General features: G+C 39.0%; 11 protein-coding genes. 9 read left to right on the top strand and 2 right to left on the bottom strand.

Annotation, left to right across the window (positions count from 1 at the left end; genetic code table 11):
• Genes GM920_RS03420 through GM920_RS03400 form a run of 5 tightly spaced genes read left to right on the top strand, consistent with a single transcriptional unit; the run spans position 1 to position 8,962 of the window.
• Entirely contained in the window at positions 1–783 is a 783-nt protein-coding gene (locus GM920_RS03420; RefSeq protein WP_182953421.1) for a hypothetical protein, read from the top strand.
• The gene (locus GM920_RS03415; RefSeq protein ID WP_182953419.1) at positions 776–3,559 is read left to right on the top strand and encodes a hypothetical protein; all 2,784 of its coding nucleotides are present in this window, start codon (positions 776–778) and stop codon (positions 3,557–3,559) included. The genes GM920_RS03420 and GM920_RS03415 overlap by 8 nt, the downstream gene beginning before the upstream one ends.
• A gap of 1 nt (position 3,560) precedes the next feature.
• Positions 3,561–6,977, top strand: coding sequence for a contractile injection system tape measure protein (locus GM920_RS03410; protein WP_182953417.1), 3,417 nt, complete (start codon positions 3,561–3,563; stop codon positions 6,975–6,977).
• The gene (locus GM920_RS03405) at positions 6,968–8,326 is read left to right on the top strand and encodes an ATP-binding protein (RefSeq protein WP_182953415.1); all 1,359 of its coding nucleotides are present in this window, start codon (positions 6,968–6,970) and stop codon (positions 8,324–8,326) included. The genes GM920_RS03410 and GM920_RS03405 overlap by 10 nt, the downstream gene beginning before the upstream one ends.
• A gap of 30 nt (positions 8,327–8,356) precedes the next feature.
• On the top strand, positions 8,357–8,962 hold the full coding sequence (locus tag GM920_RS03400; protein ID WP_202986026.1) for an eCIS core domain-containing protein: 606 nt from the start codon (positions 8,357–8,359) through the stop codon (positions 8,960–8,962).
• Positions 8,963–8,986: 24 nt separating this feature from the next.
• Here GM920_RS03400 and GM920_RS03395 read toward each other — a convergent pair whose 3' ends face one another.
• Entirely contained in the window at positions 8,987–10,075 is a 1,089-nt protein-coding gene (locus GM920_RS03395; protein ID WP_182953413.1) for a serine hydrolase domain-containing protein, read from the bottom strand.
• 254 nt (positions 10,076–10,329) lie between these two features.
• Between GM920_RS03395 and GM920_RS03390 the strand changes: the two genes are divergently transcribed.
• The 3 genes from GM920_RS03390 (at position 10,330) to GM920_RS03380 (ending at position 13,376) form a co-directional block, all read left to right on the top strand.
• Entirely contained in the window at positions 10,330–11,457 is a 1,128-nt protein-coding gene (locus tag GM920_RS03390; protein WP_182953411.1) for a multiheme c-type cytochrome, read from the top strand.
• 45 nt (positions 11,458–11,502) lie between these two features.
• Complete coding sequence (locus GM920_RS03385) at positions 11,503–12,657, top strand: TlpA disulfide reductase family protein (RefSeq protein WP_182953410.1); 1,155 nt, start codon at positions 11,503–11,505, stop codon at positions 12,655–12,657.
• Between the two features lie 140 nt (positions 12,658–12,797).
• Complete coding sequence (locus tag GM920_RS03380; RefSeq protein ID WP_182953408.1) at positions 12,798–13,376, top strand: LSm family protein; 579 nt, start codon at positions 12,798–12,800, stop codon at positions 13,374–13,376.
• Positions 13,377–13,423: 47 nt separating this feature from the next.
• Here the strand turns inward: GM920_RS03380 and GM920_RS03375 are convergent, their stop codons facing one another.
• Positions 13,424–14,440 (bottom strand): lipid A-modifier LpxR family protein, encoded by a 1,017-nt coding sequence (locus tag GM920_RS03375; RefSeq protein WP_182953406.1) that lies wholly within the window; start codon positions 14,438–14,440, stop codon positions 13,424–13,426.
• 175 nt (positions 14,441–14,615) lie between these two features.
• Here GM920_RS03375 and GM920_RS03370 point away from each other — a divergent pair, with 175 nt between their 5' ends.
• Positions 14,616–17,564 carry a glycosyl hydrolase family 28-related protein gene (locus GM920_RS03370; protein WP_182953404.1) on the top strand — a complete coding sequence of 983 codons (2,949 nt, stop codon included), beginning with the start codon at positions 14,616–14,618 and terminating at the stop codon, positions 17,562–17,564.
• Positions 17,565–17,660: the final 96 nt, after the last annotated feature.

The following is a 17,660-nucleotide window of genomic DNA, read 5'->3' as shown; positions in this document are numbered from 1 at the left end:
ATGACGTTCTCCAATAAAATAAATCAGACCAGAGCGCAATTGAAGGGGTATTTCCGAAAAGGGAAGATCCCAACAGAAACTCAATATGCCGCACTCATAGATTCTGTGGTGAATAAAGTGGATGATGGTTTTCTAAAGGATGAAGAGTTTGGGTTTCATATTCAATCTACTGGAAAGTCTAAAACATTCGCATCTCTTTTCCCGGATAACAACGCGATCGATCCATTTTTCGTCATTTCAAAAGATCAGGCGAAGCCAAAAAACTTAAAATTGCAGCCCTATGTAAAGGGAGACGACAATGAGAACTTTAGTTTTTATTTTGGTGCAAACGGAAACTTAGGGCTGGGCAAACCTGCAGCGGATAAAATCAAACTTGAAGTGGCCGGGTTTGTTGGGATGCAAGGCCGGGCCGGGACTTTTAGGGCAGGTAAATTTCCTGCCGATGGCCAGTGGCATACTATAGTGAAGGACCTTAATAATTGTCATGCTTATGAAGTCATGGCCAGAGCCGGAGCAAAAGGTAAAGGCAAGTTTGCTTTAATGCAGGCTACTGCATTGGGTGTGTATGGGAAAAGAGGTAGTAAAATAAAGAAAACCAGAACCTGTTATGGTTTTTGTTGGAATCACCTGAACCTGAGGTGGATCGGTACAACGCATAACTATGCCTTACAGATTCGTACCAACAGTAATTATGGGCATCATGCGCAGATCTTTTTTAAGGTAAGCCAGCTCTGGAATGATCATGAATTTTTGGACGAGGGTTATTTTCATAAAAATGATTGATACGCAGCAGAGTTCTACTTCCAAGGCAATGGATTATGATTTTCTTCGAAAAGAAGGGATTCGCCTATTGCAAAAAATGTCCGGTAAAGACTGGACGGATTATAATTTACATGACCCTGGTGTCACAATTCTAGAATATTTATGTTATGCAATCACCGACCTTGCTTACCGCACCAATTTTGACATTGAAGATCTCCTGACTCAAAAGGATGGCACCATAGATTATAAAGCGCAGTCCTTTGTTAAACCTGCAGCAGCGCTGAGTTCTAATGCGGTGACGATAAATGATTTCAGAAAGATACTGCTCGATAAGATCGATGCAATTGGAAATGTATGGATTGAACCCGTAGGTTCCAACTATGCGCCTAATGCCTTAAAAGGGTTGTATACTTTTTTTGTACAACTGAACAAGGAGGCTATGAAGGGTTCAGGCGATGTGTTAGAGATAGACCCGGAGACCAAAGCGCTGGTTAAACTGCAGGTACAAAAAAAATTCACAGGGCACCGTAACCTCTGTGAAGATGCCAGTACGGAAATTCACATTCTGGAGCCTCAACAGGTCTTCTTAAGCGCCAATATCATCATTAGTCAGAATGAACTACCGGAAAATATCATGGCTCTGGTTTATTTTGCAGTTTATAAATATCTAAACCCTCAAGTACGGTATTATACAGAAAAGGAACTTTTAAGTAGAGGCTACACGACCGAAGAAATCTATTCTGGTCCAAAATTGACTAATGGCTTCATTCTTGACGAGGAATTGAAGCCCAGGAATCTTAGGATTGACCGTTCCGAATTGTATCAAGTGATTTCGGCTGTAAAAGGAGTGATGGTGGTTTCCGGGCTCAAAATAAATGGGCAGATAGATCCTGTTTTGGAAATTGATCCGTTGAAATTCCCCTATTTTAACATTAAAAAATCCAGCTTTAGTATTCATGATTATAGTGACGCCAATGTAATCTCGGTAAGAGAATCCTTAGCACTGGATATATTATACAACCTGCAAGAGCGGGCTGAAAGACGCTTTATACATGATTTTCATCTGGTTCAACAAAAAGAGATTAGAGGAACCTATATGGATGGTTCTTACTATTCTATCCAGAAGCATTTTCCAGCCGTTTATGGGATTTCGGAAGAAGGTTTCTCGAAATCTGAAGACGGTTTGCGATTAGCACGTGCCAAACAACTGAAGGCATATTTGATGTTTTTTGAGCAAATCATGGCGAATTATCTGGCACAGCTTAAAGGCATCAATGGACTTTTCTCCAATAACTTCGTTTCAACAACTGCAAAGAGTTACTTTACACAACCATTAACTAGTGTTCCTAACTTTTCAGCAATGGTTAGTGAGGAACAGCACGGAGACTGGGAAAATTATTTATACTCGGTATCTTATTCGGACTTTTTAAACAAGGGTATAGAGAGTGAGGACCAGTGTTTTAAACGGAAAAACAGGATGCTGGATCATTTGCTGGCCAGGTTTAATGAATCTATCTCCAGTTATCCAATACAGTTATTTGATAAAATCTACGGTAAGACCGAGGAGAATCAAGTGGCTGAGGAAGAATTGAAATGGAAAAGTTTTCTGCTCCGGAAAGTGACTACACTTTCACATACCAGATCACTTGGTTTTAATTACCTCGGAAAGCAGAAAGCAGGCTTGGGTAATGACTTTAGGAAAAAGATGTATTATCTTTTGTACATCCGTAATTTGCCAGGTACCAGCTTATTGCAGCCATTTTCAAATCGGCTGAGGGCTGAGAAAATCAGGGGGCTTGGAGGGCCATTAAACGGAAACGTTGGTAGTCCTGAGGTATCAAATGAACCTGAGTTAAGTAAGGTCATCAGTTTTACTCCTGCACAGTTTATGGAGGAGAAGAAAAAAGGCAATGTTAAATCCTACCCGGCAAACCATGCTCCAGGGGAGACGGTATTCCAAAACCAGCCGGTTTCTTTCCTTAAGCATGCATTGAATATTGATAACTACCGTTTGGCAGTGGATCCCGCTGAGCCTAACCTTCATTTGTTACTATATCAAGCGCCAGGAACGGAGGTATGGGTAACTGTAAATCATTATGAGCGCAGTATAGATGCTATCGTAGCCCTGGATGAGCTTATTGATCTTCTGATTAAAACCAGTACCAGATCTGAAGGGTTTTACCTCCTGGAACACATCCTATTAAGACCTCGGATTAGTTCCGAAAACTTTGGCTTTAGGTTTTATAATCAGGAGGGAGAAATTCTGTTGGAAAGTCGCACCTGGACTTCATTCAAGCAACGTGAGCAGCAGATTGAGGAGCTAATCCGTTTGTTAACTTCTGATGTGTCAACAGATTTGGAAATCAATGATTTATTGAGTGGTTATAAGTTGACTAAATCGGACAATCAGCCCCTTCCCGAAGTGGTAAAAGATTTGATCGCTAGTGTTAATTGGCATGTTAAAAACAAAGAAAGGGAGGATAGCCGCTTCGAAATGCTGGTAAAGCATGTAGAGAAAGTCAAGAATGAAGATTATTTTAATTTTAGGATGAGTATTGTCTTACCAGAGTGGCCAGCCAGATTTCAGGATAATGTTTTTAAAGAATTTCTTAAAGACCTTTTCCGTGTACAGGCACCCGTCCATTTGAGGTTAAAGTTCTATTGGTTAAATATGGAGCAGATGACCATATTTGAACGCTTGTATGCCAGCTGGCTCCATGAACTCAAATTAAATAGTGATACTGAAGAGCGGATGGCCGCTTCAAATTTATCTGTTTTTCTAGAAACAATTCAATAGGATGGAGATTCACAATCAGCCTCATGTGATAGAACGCCAGGTGTTTGAGGTCGAGTATTTTTCGAGAGCAGAAGCGCATGGCTTACAGGACAGGTTGATTAAACTGTTCAATGATCGGATTATGGGCGCATTGGAGGAGTTATTTAACCGCATGGTACTTCCTAATGAGCATTTTAATTTAAGTGATTTGATTGTAGATATTGGGAAGTTCAGCGAAAATTGGGATGAAGAGGAATTGGTTGAACGAATTATTATGGGTGTTGAGCAGGAGTTGTCCATGTTGTTGAATAGGTCTTTAAAGCATGGAATTGCTACACCAGATCCGGATCTGTTACTGGATAGTCGGCATAAGCCACTTCATCTGTTGGATCATTTTCTTTTACATGGCAGTCTACCTTGGTGGGTTGCCGCTGCCGAAAGACCAAAGTGGTCCGAGATATTGACTGAATTGTATGCTGCTAACAAGTCACAGCTTAGAACCCGCATTTTGAATGCGGGAAAGTTGGCTCATGTGCGGTCGAGAATTGTACATCAGTTTAATGATCCGGATATTTATTTACTGCTGCAATTGATTGAGCCTGATTATGCAGATTATATCAAGTTATTTCATTCCGATCTGCTCCAGATTCAACAAGAAGAACAGGTCGTTAAAAGCGATTCCAAATCTTTTAAGGAAGCAGTTTGGGAATTTATTCTGGATTATTTATTGGTCGAGAATCAGGCTTTTTTTAGTAAAATTCATTTTGTGGAAGCTACATTAATGCGTTTTGCAGCACATTTTAACCTTAGTTATGCAACAGTATTGGCTTTGTTTGTGAAAGCAGTGCCTGTCGCCAGCAGACAATTAACTACAGATTTACCGAAGTTATTATTACTGCTTTCCCTAAAGAACGGTCAGCAATCTGGCTTGCTAATTTCTGGTCCGACTAAGGCTGCAGCTGTTGTTTTTGGAAATTTCAAACCGTTCAAGGAGGTTCCAATAAACGATCCCTTGAACTTCGGATTGATCGGTTATTATCTGTTTCATGGCCGGATGCCTGCCTGGGCGGAAGAAGACCATATACAGTTATCAGATCTCGCTAGTCTTTTTGAGGTGATGATCAACACTTCAGCAGATCTTGCAATAAAATTGATCAAGTATTTGGCTGTAAGTGAGCAAGCCAGGTACAGATTTCTGATCTTGTTATCTGGGGAAGCGCTTATTGCGGGACTTGCTAAGCTTTTCCCTGAATCAGGAAAGGGATATGTTGCATTTCGTTACCTGATCGAGAAATTTTCAAAAGTGTTCTCAAGTCATGATCTTTTAAGGATAGAAAAAACGCTTGCCAGCGTGTTCTTGACGGAATTCGAGGCCGCTGGTTATGCTGGTTTGAGGGTGGACCGTTTTTTTGAAGCTTCGATTCATTATGTTTCGGCATTTGCTGGACTAAGTCCGGTTCAATTGATCAGACAATTACTTTCTGTAATGGCTAAGGCTCCTAAAGCTCGGGTAATAGAATTCGATAATTTACTGCGTAATTTTCTGGGCGATAAAGAGTTTCTTGCCAAAAGGATTTTACCGGATTTTGATTATCATGAACGCTTACAACAATCTGATCAGCTAATGTTTATTGATGCTTGGTTGAATGATCAGTTAATATATAAAAGCAAGGATTCCAATGCAGAGAGCTTTAAAGTTTTACATTATTTCTTGCAGTTTGGGCATTTACCTGATCAGTATGGTTTTACTGAAAATGAGAGTCAGCAGCTGCGTCTCAATTTAAGTGATTATATCAGGAAGTATTGGTTTTCATTGAATAGTTCCGCCTGGGTGTCGGATCTACCACCATTGGTATCTGAGCAACAAGCATTAGAAATTCTGGAAGCAATTTTATATAAGTCAGGCCAGAAACAATGGCAAACTTTTTCAACAGGGGATGCAGTCAAGGCGTTGGAGATACTTAATCATATTTTCAAGAATACTCAAAACTTACCTGATGGCTGGATTATAAATGATAGTCAGCTGGCTTTAAGGGCGATCAGACATTTCATGTCTACTGGCTCATTGCCCTCACATTATGCTTTTAGCAACGCAAGAGCGGAGCTTGCGCTTTTAAGACAATTGATCAAGATCGCCAATAAAGGACATCAGTTAAGTCTTTCGGAGATATTTCAAAAGGCAGCTTTCCAAGGACAAGCAATTGTTAAATTATTGAAATTAGTTTACTTGCCAGAGGAGGATGTGGAGATTTCAAAAATTCTGGAGCGTTTTGTCGACAAACAGCTGTTGAATGCTTTTACAGATTGGGGATTTCATCGCGCGTTTAGCCATAAGGAGCTCAATATACTTGCCGTTTTCTCGGAAGTAAAGGAGAATCGCACTAAAATTTTTCTTGAGCTATTGGCAAATACACAGCTGAGAAGCTACATGGCTAAAAGAAGCGCCATCGAAGATATTATGAAAATCATGGACCAGGAGTATGCAAGTTGGAATGCCGAAGAACTGGTAGCGAGTAAAGGGGCATATCACTGGATGGTAGCGCAGATGAACGATAGTTTGGAGAAAGAGCATTTGGCAATTTTGTTCAAAGAGTTTTTCTTGTTGCAGCTGACGAGCCAGGAACGTTTTACTGATGCAGCTGGCTTTTTTAGTGGATTATTAAAATTTCTGGCATCAAAACGCAATGTCATCTTCCGACAGCTTTTAAAAGCAATTTCTTCTGAAGTACCAAACAAGGTATTATTTCAAGCGGTACCAAAATTGATTAGAACTGAAATTACCAGGTTTTCAGTTGGATTTCTAGCGCGTGATCAGGTTGAAAAACAGTTTCTTGAAGCTGATTTAGAGTTTTTTAATGCAAACCATCCTTCGTCATTTGAAGTCGCAGATAGCTCGCCTAAGTATACTTCTTTTGAAAATGATTTTGAACTTTCTGGAGTATCATTTTTAGTCCATAATGCGGGATTGGTATTGCTGCATCCATACCTTAAAACCTTTTTCGCTAACCTTGGGCTCTTGAAAGAAGGGAAGTTTATTTCAAAAAAAGCAAGATTTAAGGCCATACACGCTTTACAGTTTTTGATTGATGGGGAGCTGGAGCATGCTGAAGATATGTTGATCCTTAGTAAGATTCTTTGTGGCTGGCCCGTAAAAGCCCCAGTCCCTTTATCTGTGTCGCTTAGCACTGCTCAATTGCAGCATTGTGAAGATTTTATTTCCGCAGTGCTCTCCATGTGGGCGCAAATGAAAAATTCATCTCATAGTAATTTCAGAGGCTCATTTTTAAAACGCGATGGCTTGTTGAGGAATGAAGCCGGGGATTGGAGTTTGCGGGTGGAACCAAGGGGCTATGATGTGCTGCTCCAAACTTTGCCTTGGGGCTATAGTGTGGTTAAAACCTCGTTAATGGAAACAATAATATATGTAGAATGGATATAGTACAGAGAGACAGAAATGCGGTAGTGATCGAACAGGAAATGAAATGGCTATCCAAAGTAATTGAATCCAGAATGCAGTTGCATTGGGCTGCTGATGGTGAAGCGCCGGATGTTTTAGTTGTTGAGCCGGATGATTTAAATGGAGATATTTCGCAGTATGCCAAATTAATTAAGGATTTAAATATGAATACAATGCAGCGTATTTGCCTTTTGTTAGCCTTGGCCCCCCATTTCAAACCGCATATATTGGATGTTTTCTTTATCAAGAATACCTATAATGATAGAGGCTTTACTGAATTTGGTGGTATTAAGGGCAATAATCATGGAGGTTTTTTGCCTACTGGGGAAACAGCGGCATTTGTTATTGCTGGAAACGACATGGAAAAGCGATTCGAACTGCTAAGTTCTTTTATGCAGGATGCCATATTCAATGAGCTGAATATACTCAATATACAGCGTACTGCGATGAATGAACCTTTCCTGAGCGGCTTCCTGACCATAGCAGAGGAATACCTGATTCATTTCGTGACTGGTGTTAACCATAGGCCTTCCTACAGTACCGTTTTTCCTGCAAAATTGTTAGGTACTGCATTAGAATGGGAACACCTGGTGCTGGAAGATAGTGTAATGGACGAGGTTTTGGAGATTTGCGATTGGCTGCAATTTAAGGATAAGCTGATGGGGGATTGGGAGATGGCAGGGAAGTTGAAACCAGGTTTTCGTGGCTTGTTCTATGGCCCTCCTGGAACTGGAAAGACCCTTACAGCAAGCCTGCTTGGTAAAAAAACAAAACTTGATGTATATCGTATCGACTTGTCAATGGTGGTTTCCAAGTTCATCGGTGAGACAGAAAAAAACCTCTCCAATATTTTTGACCAGGCCATGAATAAGAACTGGATTCTATTTTTTGATGAAGCAGATGCACTTTTTGGTAAGCGTACTCAAACTTCCAGTTCAAATGACCGGCATGCCAATCAAGAGGTTTCCTATCTTTTGCAAAGGATTGAGGAGTTTCCCGGGATGGTTATTCTGGCGACTAATTTTGAGACCAATATCGATGAAGCTTTCAGCCGGAGGTTTCAGGCGATGATACATTTTCCTTTGCCCGGACCAGACGAGCGTTTCAAGTTATGGCAACAGTCTTTTTCGGCTAAGGCAGTGCTTGAGGATAAAATTAATCTTCGGGACATATCGGAAAAATACGAGCTATCTGGAGGCTCATTGATCAATATTGTACGCTATTGTTCGCTCAGAGCGCTTAAAAGGGATTCAAATGTCATTTTGCTTGATGATATGATCAATGGACTCAGAAGAGAGTTTAATAAAGATGGTAAGACGATAAATATTTAATCGTATATTGTAATATAATTTCTTTCTGAAATGGCAAACCACAGCGATCAAATACCGGAACCCAAAATACATACCAGAGCAACTGCGTTTGTTCAGAAGAAGGCTGATACCAACTTAGGTGCTAAATTTGTTGAGCCTCAGCCATTGGCAATTGTACAAATGCGGTTGGCGGAAGTGATGAATAGCAGCCCGGCTATCCAGCAATTGAAAGCCATCCAGCTGATGGCCGATGGTGCTATGGCTAGTAAAACAGCGCAACGGGAAGCCTTGGAAGAGGAGGAACCTATCCAGGGGAAATTTGAAGTTGTACAAAAGAAAGACAACAATACCGGCTTGCCAGATAACCTGAAAGCAGGTGTTGAAAACCTCTCTGGCTTTTCTTTGGATGATGTGAAGGTGCATTATAACTCCGATAGACCTGCTCAATTACAGGCGCATGCCTATGCCCAAGGCACAGACATACACCTGGCACCCGGTCAGGAACAACATTTGCCCCATGAGGCCTGGCATGTAGTCCAGCAAAAACAAGGGAGGGTTCAGCCTACCATGCAGATGAAGGGCAAGCTGAACATTAATGATGATGCGGGCCTAGAAAACGAGGCGGATGTGATGGGCGCCAAAGCTTTCAGTTTATAGAAAATAATCTGAAATCCTAGTGATTTACTTTCCTATCTCGGTTAGCGCCAATGCCGCAATGTCTCTGGTAATCTGTGTTGGCGAATGACAGTCACAATTACTAAATCCTATGACATAGATGTCAACTGAAGGAATGTACACGCCCATACTTTTAAACCCAAATATACTGCCGCCATGTTCCCTGGTTGGTATGCCGTTTATGTCTTTAATGTGCCAACCGTAGCCATAAGTAAACGCTTCTCCATTATTCAATTTGTATTTACTAAATGCTTTTCTTGTCTTATCAGTACTGAGAAATAGATGCTGATTTAATGCGTTTTGCCATTTTAGCATATCACTTACAGTCGACATTAACGAGCCCGATGAAAAAGGAACACTAAAACTGATCATCGTTTTATTTACATATCCGTATTCTTTTCTATGGTAGCCATAAGCTCTTTTGTTGATGATTTTTCTATCACTGGCGTAGTAAGATTGATTCATTCCAGCCTTATCAAAAATGTGCTTCTTAATAAAATCTTCGTACTGTTCCCCAGAAACCAATTCAATCAGGTAGCCTAAAAGCACATAACCGGAGTTGTTGTATTCAAATTTTTCGCCAGGATCAAAATCCATTGGTTCATCTTTAAAAAAGTCTACCATCATTTTGGGTGTCATCTCTTTTTGGGCAATAGTCGAAAGCGACTTCATTTTAGTGAAATCCTTAATGCCTGACGTATGGGTTAGTAAATGATGAATGGTGATTTTATCTCCCTTTGGGTAATCAGGTAGGTATTTTGAGATGGGGTCATTGGTGTTTAATTTCCCTTGTTCTTCTAGCATCAGTACTGAGATGGCAGTAAATTGTTTGGTCATAGAGCCAATTTGGAATACAGACTCAGGACTTAAGTTGTTATCCAACTCCAGATTGGCTTTACCAAAAGCCTTCCTATATATCGGTTTTCCATATTGAGCCACCATAAAGACTCCACCAGGGCCATTGCTATCACTGAATTCTGTTTGAATTAATTGGTCTACTTTGCTTTCAAAACTTTGTGCAACAGCGGTGTTAAATGGATAACAAATGGTAATAAACAGGATTGTTAATAAAAAACCTAGCCTTGTCTTTTTCATGCTATTTTATGTTTGGTTATAGTATGAGACGCTTTAGAAAAAGATTGGGTTACATGGCTCAGGCCTAACTTCCAAGGTTACCTTGGCTTTTGCCTTAAGGTAATTTATAAAAGTAGCTCCTTTTATTTTTTTGTCTGTTTGGAGAATTTTTTATTAGTTTAGGTAACAATCTAATTTCTAACCAAAGTTAATGTATGGGCCGGAGACGCTACTTTTTGATTTTTTGTATTCTGGCAATTTTCGTGTTTGCGGCTGTGCAGTGCACACAGGAAAAAAGTATAAATAACGACAGTAGGGGGCCAGCCTATGCGGGGAGTGCTAGCTGCGTAAGCTGTCATAAAGATCTTTCTGAATCTGCGGTCCATAATTCCCATTTTAATGCTTCAAAAATGCTGACTGGTTCTGCCGACAGCCTGCATATCCCTGATGGAGATTTTATTTTTAATGAAAAGACAAAAATGCTGGTTAGAAATCGTGCAGACGGACTTTATCAGTCTGCAATAATCAATGGAATTGATAAAAAAACGGAACGCACAGATATGGTTTTTGGCGCAGGAAACAGGGCGTATACCTTCGCTTTTTGGTATGGCAATCAATTGATGCAGATGCCATTAAACTACCTAACGAAAGAACATCAATGGGTAAATAGTCCAGGTTTCCCTGAAGAACAGATTTATTTTGGCAGACCCATCGTTGCGCGTTGTTTGGATTGTCATAGTTCCTTCGCAGATGTAAATCTGGTCCAGGGTGATAATTTTTCGATAAAGGAGGAATACGTTAAAAACTCCATTATTGCTGGAATAGATTGTGAGCGTTGCCATGGCCCTGCGGCAGAGCACGTCAATTTTCATCAAGAAAATCCTACGGTGAAAACGGCCAATGCTATGGTGAGTTATAAAAAACTGGCCTTAACACAAAGGGTGGATGTTTGTGGCGTATGTCATTCAGGAGCAGGGATACAAACATTGAGTTCTACGTTTAATTTTAAACCTGGTGATACCTTAAAAATACTCCCTCAGTACAGTGCCTATAGGGGGGAAGATCCTGATGTACATGGTAAACAGAAGCAACTGCTAGAGGCTAGTGCGTGTTATAAAGTGGGTAAGGCTGAATGTATTAGCTGCCACGATGTGCATGAGCAGCAGAAGCCTACTATGGCTATTTATTCCGCTAAATGCATCAGTTGTCACCAGGATGTGAAACATGAAACATTGAAGGAGAAAAATAAAGCGATACTGGCCAATAACTGTGTCGACTGCCACATGCCAATCAAGGAATCTCATGCTATTGATTTCCAAATCAGCAATAGTAAAAAGAAGATACCCTATAAGCTTCGTACACATCGTATTGCGATTTACAAAGATCTGGTTAAGGGTAAATAATTTCTTGATTTTTTTTAGCGTTTTACCCTTAAATATCTAATAAGTATGCGTATCAGGCGTTGTTTTCATTTCAGCTATTTAATGGCCTTTTGTTTGATTTTAACTGGTAGTTCGGCACATTCACAAGAAAGTCTGACCATTCAAGGCTATGCGCCAAAATTGAAAGATGGTACCTTACTATATCTTAGACCTTTTTATCCAAGACGCTTTTCAAAAGATCAGAAAGAGGATGCTGATGCACTTCGTAAAGATCTGGGACTAATTGTTAAAAAGGGGTTTTTTAGTGGGAAGTTAAAAGTGAGAAGTGGAGATCTGTACACTTTATCATTAAATAAGACAAGCTCTGATTTTATTTGCCTATCTCCAGGGAAACTCATGATTAACCTTCCAGATTCAAGTTTAAATGGACTAAAGGTCGATGGCAATAAAACTAGTGTAGAATATCAATTGTTTAGAGCGGATTTGACTGGTAGTAAAGCAAATCAAGACTTTCGAAAGGCATGGGTTGATTGGTCGAAGTCAAGGATAACCAAAGATACTTCAACCACCAGAAGAATGAAGCGGGTGTATGATTCCTTAGCAATACCAAGTAAACTTTTGACTGTCAAATCTACTTTGAGTGCTATAGAAAAGAATCCTTCATCTTTTATTAATTCTACGATACTATATTCACTATTGGATAACTTACCAGATGCAGAAATAAAAAATATATTCTTATCTCTCCCTAAAAAGGGGAAGCGTAATCGGTATGCTGAAGAACTACAATATCTGGTTGACAGCCTTTTTGTAGGTGGGTATGCTCCAATCTTTACACAAACAAACACTAATGGTGTACCTGTGAATTTGGAGAGTTATAAAGGTAAATACGTGCTAATTGATTTTTGGGCCTCCTGGTGCGTTCCGTGTCGTGCTGATAATCCAAATCTTGTTAAGGCTATGAATAAATATAAAAATAGAAACTTTACGATTTTAAGCATTTCTCTAGATGTCAAGAAGGAGTTGTGGCTCGATGCAATTAAAAAAGACGGATTGGAATGGGATCATGTTTCTGATCTTAAAGAATTTCGGAATGAGGTCTCGATGAGGTATAATGTATATTCAATTCCTGATAATTTCTTAATAGATCCCAATGGAAAAATTATTGCCAAACATTTGCATGGAACGGAACTCCTGAATTTGCTTGGGAAATTGCTTAATTAGCTGTTGTTAGGCCTCTTAATCACTGTGGGCTAGCTCATTTTTCTATACTGGAAAAATTCAGGGTTCAATTTTCCTAAAAATTGACCTATATTTGAGAAAAGCGATGTGCTGGTTAAGTTTAAATGCAAAACTCTGCCCTTATGAAAATCTTTGTATACCTCGTCATATTCTTCATTACTACTGGTTTTATCCCAGCGAACGCACAATCTGTTAAGCTTTATTTGGCAATCATTAAAGCCAAAAATAATATCAGTCATAAAGGGATATTGCAAAGAGTTGATTCTAATAATGTAATTCTTAATTCTGAAAATGGGATTGAAACTATTCCTTTTCAGCTGATAAAATCAATCAAAATTCGGGTACCTAAGAAAAGCTACAATTTAAAGAATTTCACCCCTGATACGGATAAAAACAAAGTATACAGGCAAAACGCTGCAGGTAAATTTGTTGATGAATGGGGTAATGAAGAACCTTCCTTAACAGACATAAAAGATGGAGTTATTGCTTCAGTGATTGGTAATGTACTGATCAATAGCGTTGCGCTGCCTGTTAGTAAGATCAATCCAAGTATAAGTAATTTTAAAATAGATTATGATCAGTCGAGGTATATCAGTCAGTTGAATGAATTGTCTTATTATTCGATTTATTATCAAGCTAACCCGGATATAGCAGCTGAATTGCGCAAACTAAAAGAAATATCATTAAAACCTTCTAATTGAATTTCTATTTGGGTGTCAACTGATTTTAGGACGGACAGTTGGTAAATTTAAAAAGCGTAATTGAAGGTGAAGTTACCCCAGGTGAGATTATACAAATCCCTCATCAAAGGGGTTGTACTCGTCATAGTTGAGGATATGCTGAACCTGTTGATCACAATAACAGGTCCATAAGAATAGCTGGCAATGAAATTTTTGATCGGGTGATAATATTCCAGGCTTGGGGTAGTCCCAGTTTCTCCCGAAACTAGGATCGGAGCTGGTCGGGAAGCGTTGATTCCTCCTTGTAGCAGTATATTACTCAGTACCCATTGCACTTTGGGTTTGAAAATGAAATAAATCTGTATTTTATTTCTTGCCCCTGAGCGACTGTATTGTGATATTAAACCCTGAAAATAGGGGTTCATTTTTCCTATCCGGATTAGAGAATAGGCTGCAGCAGCGTTTATTCCTGTCCCTGCCTGCAGCTCTCCGCCACCAATCACTTCCAGGAAATTGCTGTGGTGTAGCAATTGTTTCTCAGCTCTGAAATTTAGGTTCAGTATCAGGCTATTCCCAAACTGATTAGACCATCCCTTTGGTTTCTGATAACTGACAAGACCGTGCGCTATTTCCTGGGCTTGCCTGGCCAATGAGGCGGGCCCGTTCACACCGAGATCCAATTCTGATTGGAAACTATATTTCTGCTGCTCATTATACGAATAAAGACTACGAGTAAGGTATAAGGACCCAGACCAGGGATAATCGCCTGGCTGGAAGTTAGGGTTGGCAATAATATTGGGGGTAAAAATCAATTGTGTCAGCCCAAAACCAAGTACGTTCAGACTGCTGTCGCCCGCTTTTGGCATAAATCGGTCTATTAAAAAGTTGGAAGACTTGTTTTTGATGTAAAACAGGTTGAATTTGTTACCATTGGTATATGCCCTGTCTGTACCATGCCCATAAAAACTTATATAATCATCATCCCAATAAGCCTGGACCAAATGCTTGGGGATTTCTTGCTGTGCAAAGGAGGAGTTGACAGCATTGAACCAGAGAAGGAATAATAAATGCAAAAGCTTTTTCATAATCCATGGCGCTGAAACTGAATTTATAACCAACGTCTGCCAAAATAGTTTTGTAAATAATCAGGGACTCTGAAGGTAAAGTTTTATGTAAAAACCAGATGTTAGTTTCATTTACTAAAATGCTAATTTTTGTACTTGGTGATACCCTATCTTTCACATATTAAGAATTTTTAAAATGAATAAACTAATAGTAGCTATTCTCTTCGTTGCACAACTAATTACCTATAACACTTTTGCTATTCCGCTTAGTTCAAGTACTACCATTGGTTATGGTATTAAGAATATACACATTGCTCAAATCAACACCAATCAAATTGTGTTGGTTACTGGAAGCACGTATCGCTTTACGGTAGATACACCAGAGGATAAAGGTTTGGTTGCTACACAAGCAACAGTTAGTGAACTGATCAGTGAAATTAAATCGGCTGATGGTTCAAGGCAGCATTATCAGGTTATATCTAAGGATGGAACTGTTAAAAGTGCTGGTCTTGTGCAAGAAGGAGATGTATTAAAGGTTACGGCACAAGATGGAAACACTACAAAAAAGTATTTAATTTTATTAAGAGCAGGGGCTTTAGGTGGAAAGTTGAGCTTAACGCAATCTCAAATTACTCAACAGACTACTAAAACCATCACCATTGCCTACACAGCGGGAGTAAGAAGTCCAGATGCAACTGTTCAATTGTTTTTACCGAAAGGAATTGAGCCTTCATTAGAAAACACAAGTATTAACGTGATAGGCAGAGGTTTTGTAAAGCTAAGCGAATTGTCAAGTCAGTCAATTGGTAGAGTGGGCTCAGGTTATTCATATACACAGGTTGGAAATGTAGTTCTTTCTAAATCTGCAGATGGCACAGCGCTGATCACTCTTAAACATTTAGATTTTAGACCTGCAAACGGAGCCGACTTAATTATCAACATAAATGGAGTAAGGTTAAAAGATAGTGGGAACCTTACTTTTAAAGCTATTTACACAACGGATCAACCAAATGTTTTAAGTAGCGCTGGAACAGGAAATGAAACAGCGGTTTTAAAAGTAACCAAAACCATTGCAGATTTTGAACGTGTGGTTAATCGTAACTTAGCCTATCAAGAATCTCAACAAACATATACTTCAACAAGCTTTAAATGGGCGTTAATTAGCGATACTAAAAACATACAATTACAATCATCTATAAATGAAGGCAAAACTTGGTCTACTATTGCTGCAGTTATCGATGCTAAAAAGGGAACGGCAAAAGTGATTAACCTAAAGCCTAATCTGCTGTATAGTTTTAGGTTATTGGTAAAAGATGGTGAGCACAAAGGGTTTTCTAATCAGGCTCAATTTTATACCGGAAAATTAGCTATTAAAAAGTTTGGTGTCAATGCCGATGATCAATTAGATGATACTCAAAAAATTGATGAGGCAATAGCTTATTTGAATAAGATTGGGGGAGGCACGCTGTGGTTTAGCAAAGGAACATATTTAGTTAAAACGGTTCATTTGCAAAGCAATGTTTACTTGTTTATAGATAAGGAAGCTACCATAAAAGCTGTAAAAGGGGCTGATGCACCTGAAACTACTTGGTTTAGTGATAAAAAATATCGCTCAGGCTTATCACCAACTGCCATTGGTCCTTATGCTGATCCAGAAAATTACCTAACTAAACAAGATGTAGGTCATCATTATTTTAGAAACACTATGTTTTTTGGCGAACGCCTGGATAATATTAAAATTATTGGAAATGGTAGAATTACAGGTGATGGCAATTTAGTAAATGGTGATAATGTAATGAACAATGCGGCCGATAATAGAGCCGATAAAATGTTTACATTAAAACTTTGCACCAATATAGAAATAGGAGGTCTAGCTAAAGCTAACGACCTATGGTATGATCCAATTAAAGATGAGCCTTATTATATCGCTAAGGATGGTACAAAGGATTTTAACGTAGAAAACATGCTGAATATTGATAGGGCAGGGCATTTTGCGTTGTTGGCAACTGGTTCTGATTCAATCCATGTTCACAATACCTATTTTGGAAAAAATAGCACTTCCAATGTTCGTGATATTTACGATTTTATGGCCTGCAATGAAGTTACTGTTACCAATATTTATTGTAAGGTAAGCTCTGATGATATTGTTAAACCAGGTTCAGATTGTTCATTGGGTTTTACAAGACCTGCACATAATTATAAAGTGCGCAACATTATAGGCGATACCAATTGTAATTTATTTCAAATTGGGTCAGAAACTGCTGATGATATCATGGATATCTGTGTAGACAATATTTATGTTCTGGGAGCAAATAAAGCAGGTTTCTCTATCTCCACCAATGATGGAGCGCACATTAAAAATATCCATCTTAATTGTGGGCACACCGGATCTCTTCACTCCAGGTCTAAAATGTTTCGTTCTACAACACCATTTTTTATCTCTATCTCTAACCGTGGTCGGATTTTAGGTGCCGAAGTAGGTAAATATGCCTTTACTGATAATGGAGTAAAACATGATGAACTGCTGGTTAAGAATGTGAACATTGGCTTGGTAGAAAATATTATAATTAACGGAGTTGATATAGCAGAGGTTTATGGTGGAAGTTCTTATGGCGACGCAAATATCCGTTGGAAGCCTTATGATGGTAAACAACGTAAAGCTAGTCCGATCATAGCGGGTTATAAGCTGCCTGATAGTTCAGAAGTAGTAGGCGGACTAGATTTTAAACTCCCTAATGGTAAACATACTGGTTATATCAAAAACGTATCCTTTACAGATGTACACGTTTTAGTGAAAGGGGGAAATGTAGTTGCTGATACTTTACAAGTATCTCCAGAATTGGGTGTTGGGCAGTATAATGTCTCCAATTTAAAAGTGCAGCCTTCTTATGGTTTATGGGCCAGGCATGTAATGGGCTTAACGGTTAAAAAAAGCTCATTTAATTACGAGAAAAGGGACAGTCGTTATGTGATGTTTTTAGATGATGTAATTGGTGCAGAGCTTTCGGAATTGAAAATGGTAAAACCGATGGATAACCCTACGGTGATTGGTTTAAAAAATGCATCTCAAGTTAAAATAGATAAAATATTTTATGATGATGATGTGCAGGGTAAAAATCCTAGCGCATTATTAAAACTCAATTAATTGTATTTATTGCCTCAAGGATTTGAAACATTTTTAAATGAATGCATTGATATATAAACAATTATCACGTGGTTGCATTATCAAATATAAACGACA

It is taken from the genome of Pedobacter gandavensis, from assembly GCF_014172405.1.
Classification (GTDB): domain Bacteria; phylum Bacteroidota; class Bacteroidia; order Sphingobacteriales; family Sphingobacteriaceae; genus Pedobacter; species Pedobacter gandavensis.
This window is presented reverse-complemented; position numbering and strand designations above follow the sequence as displayed.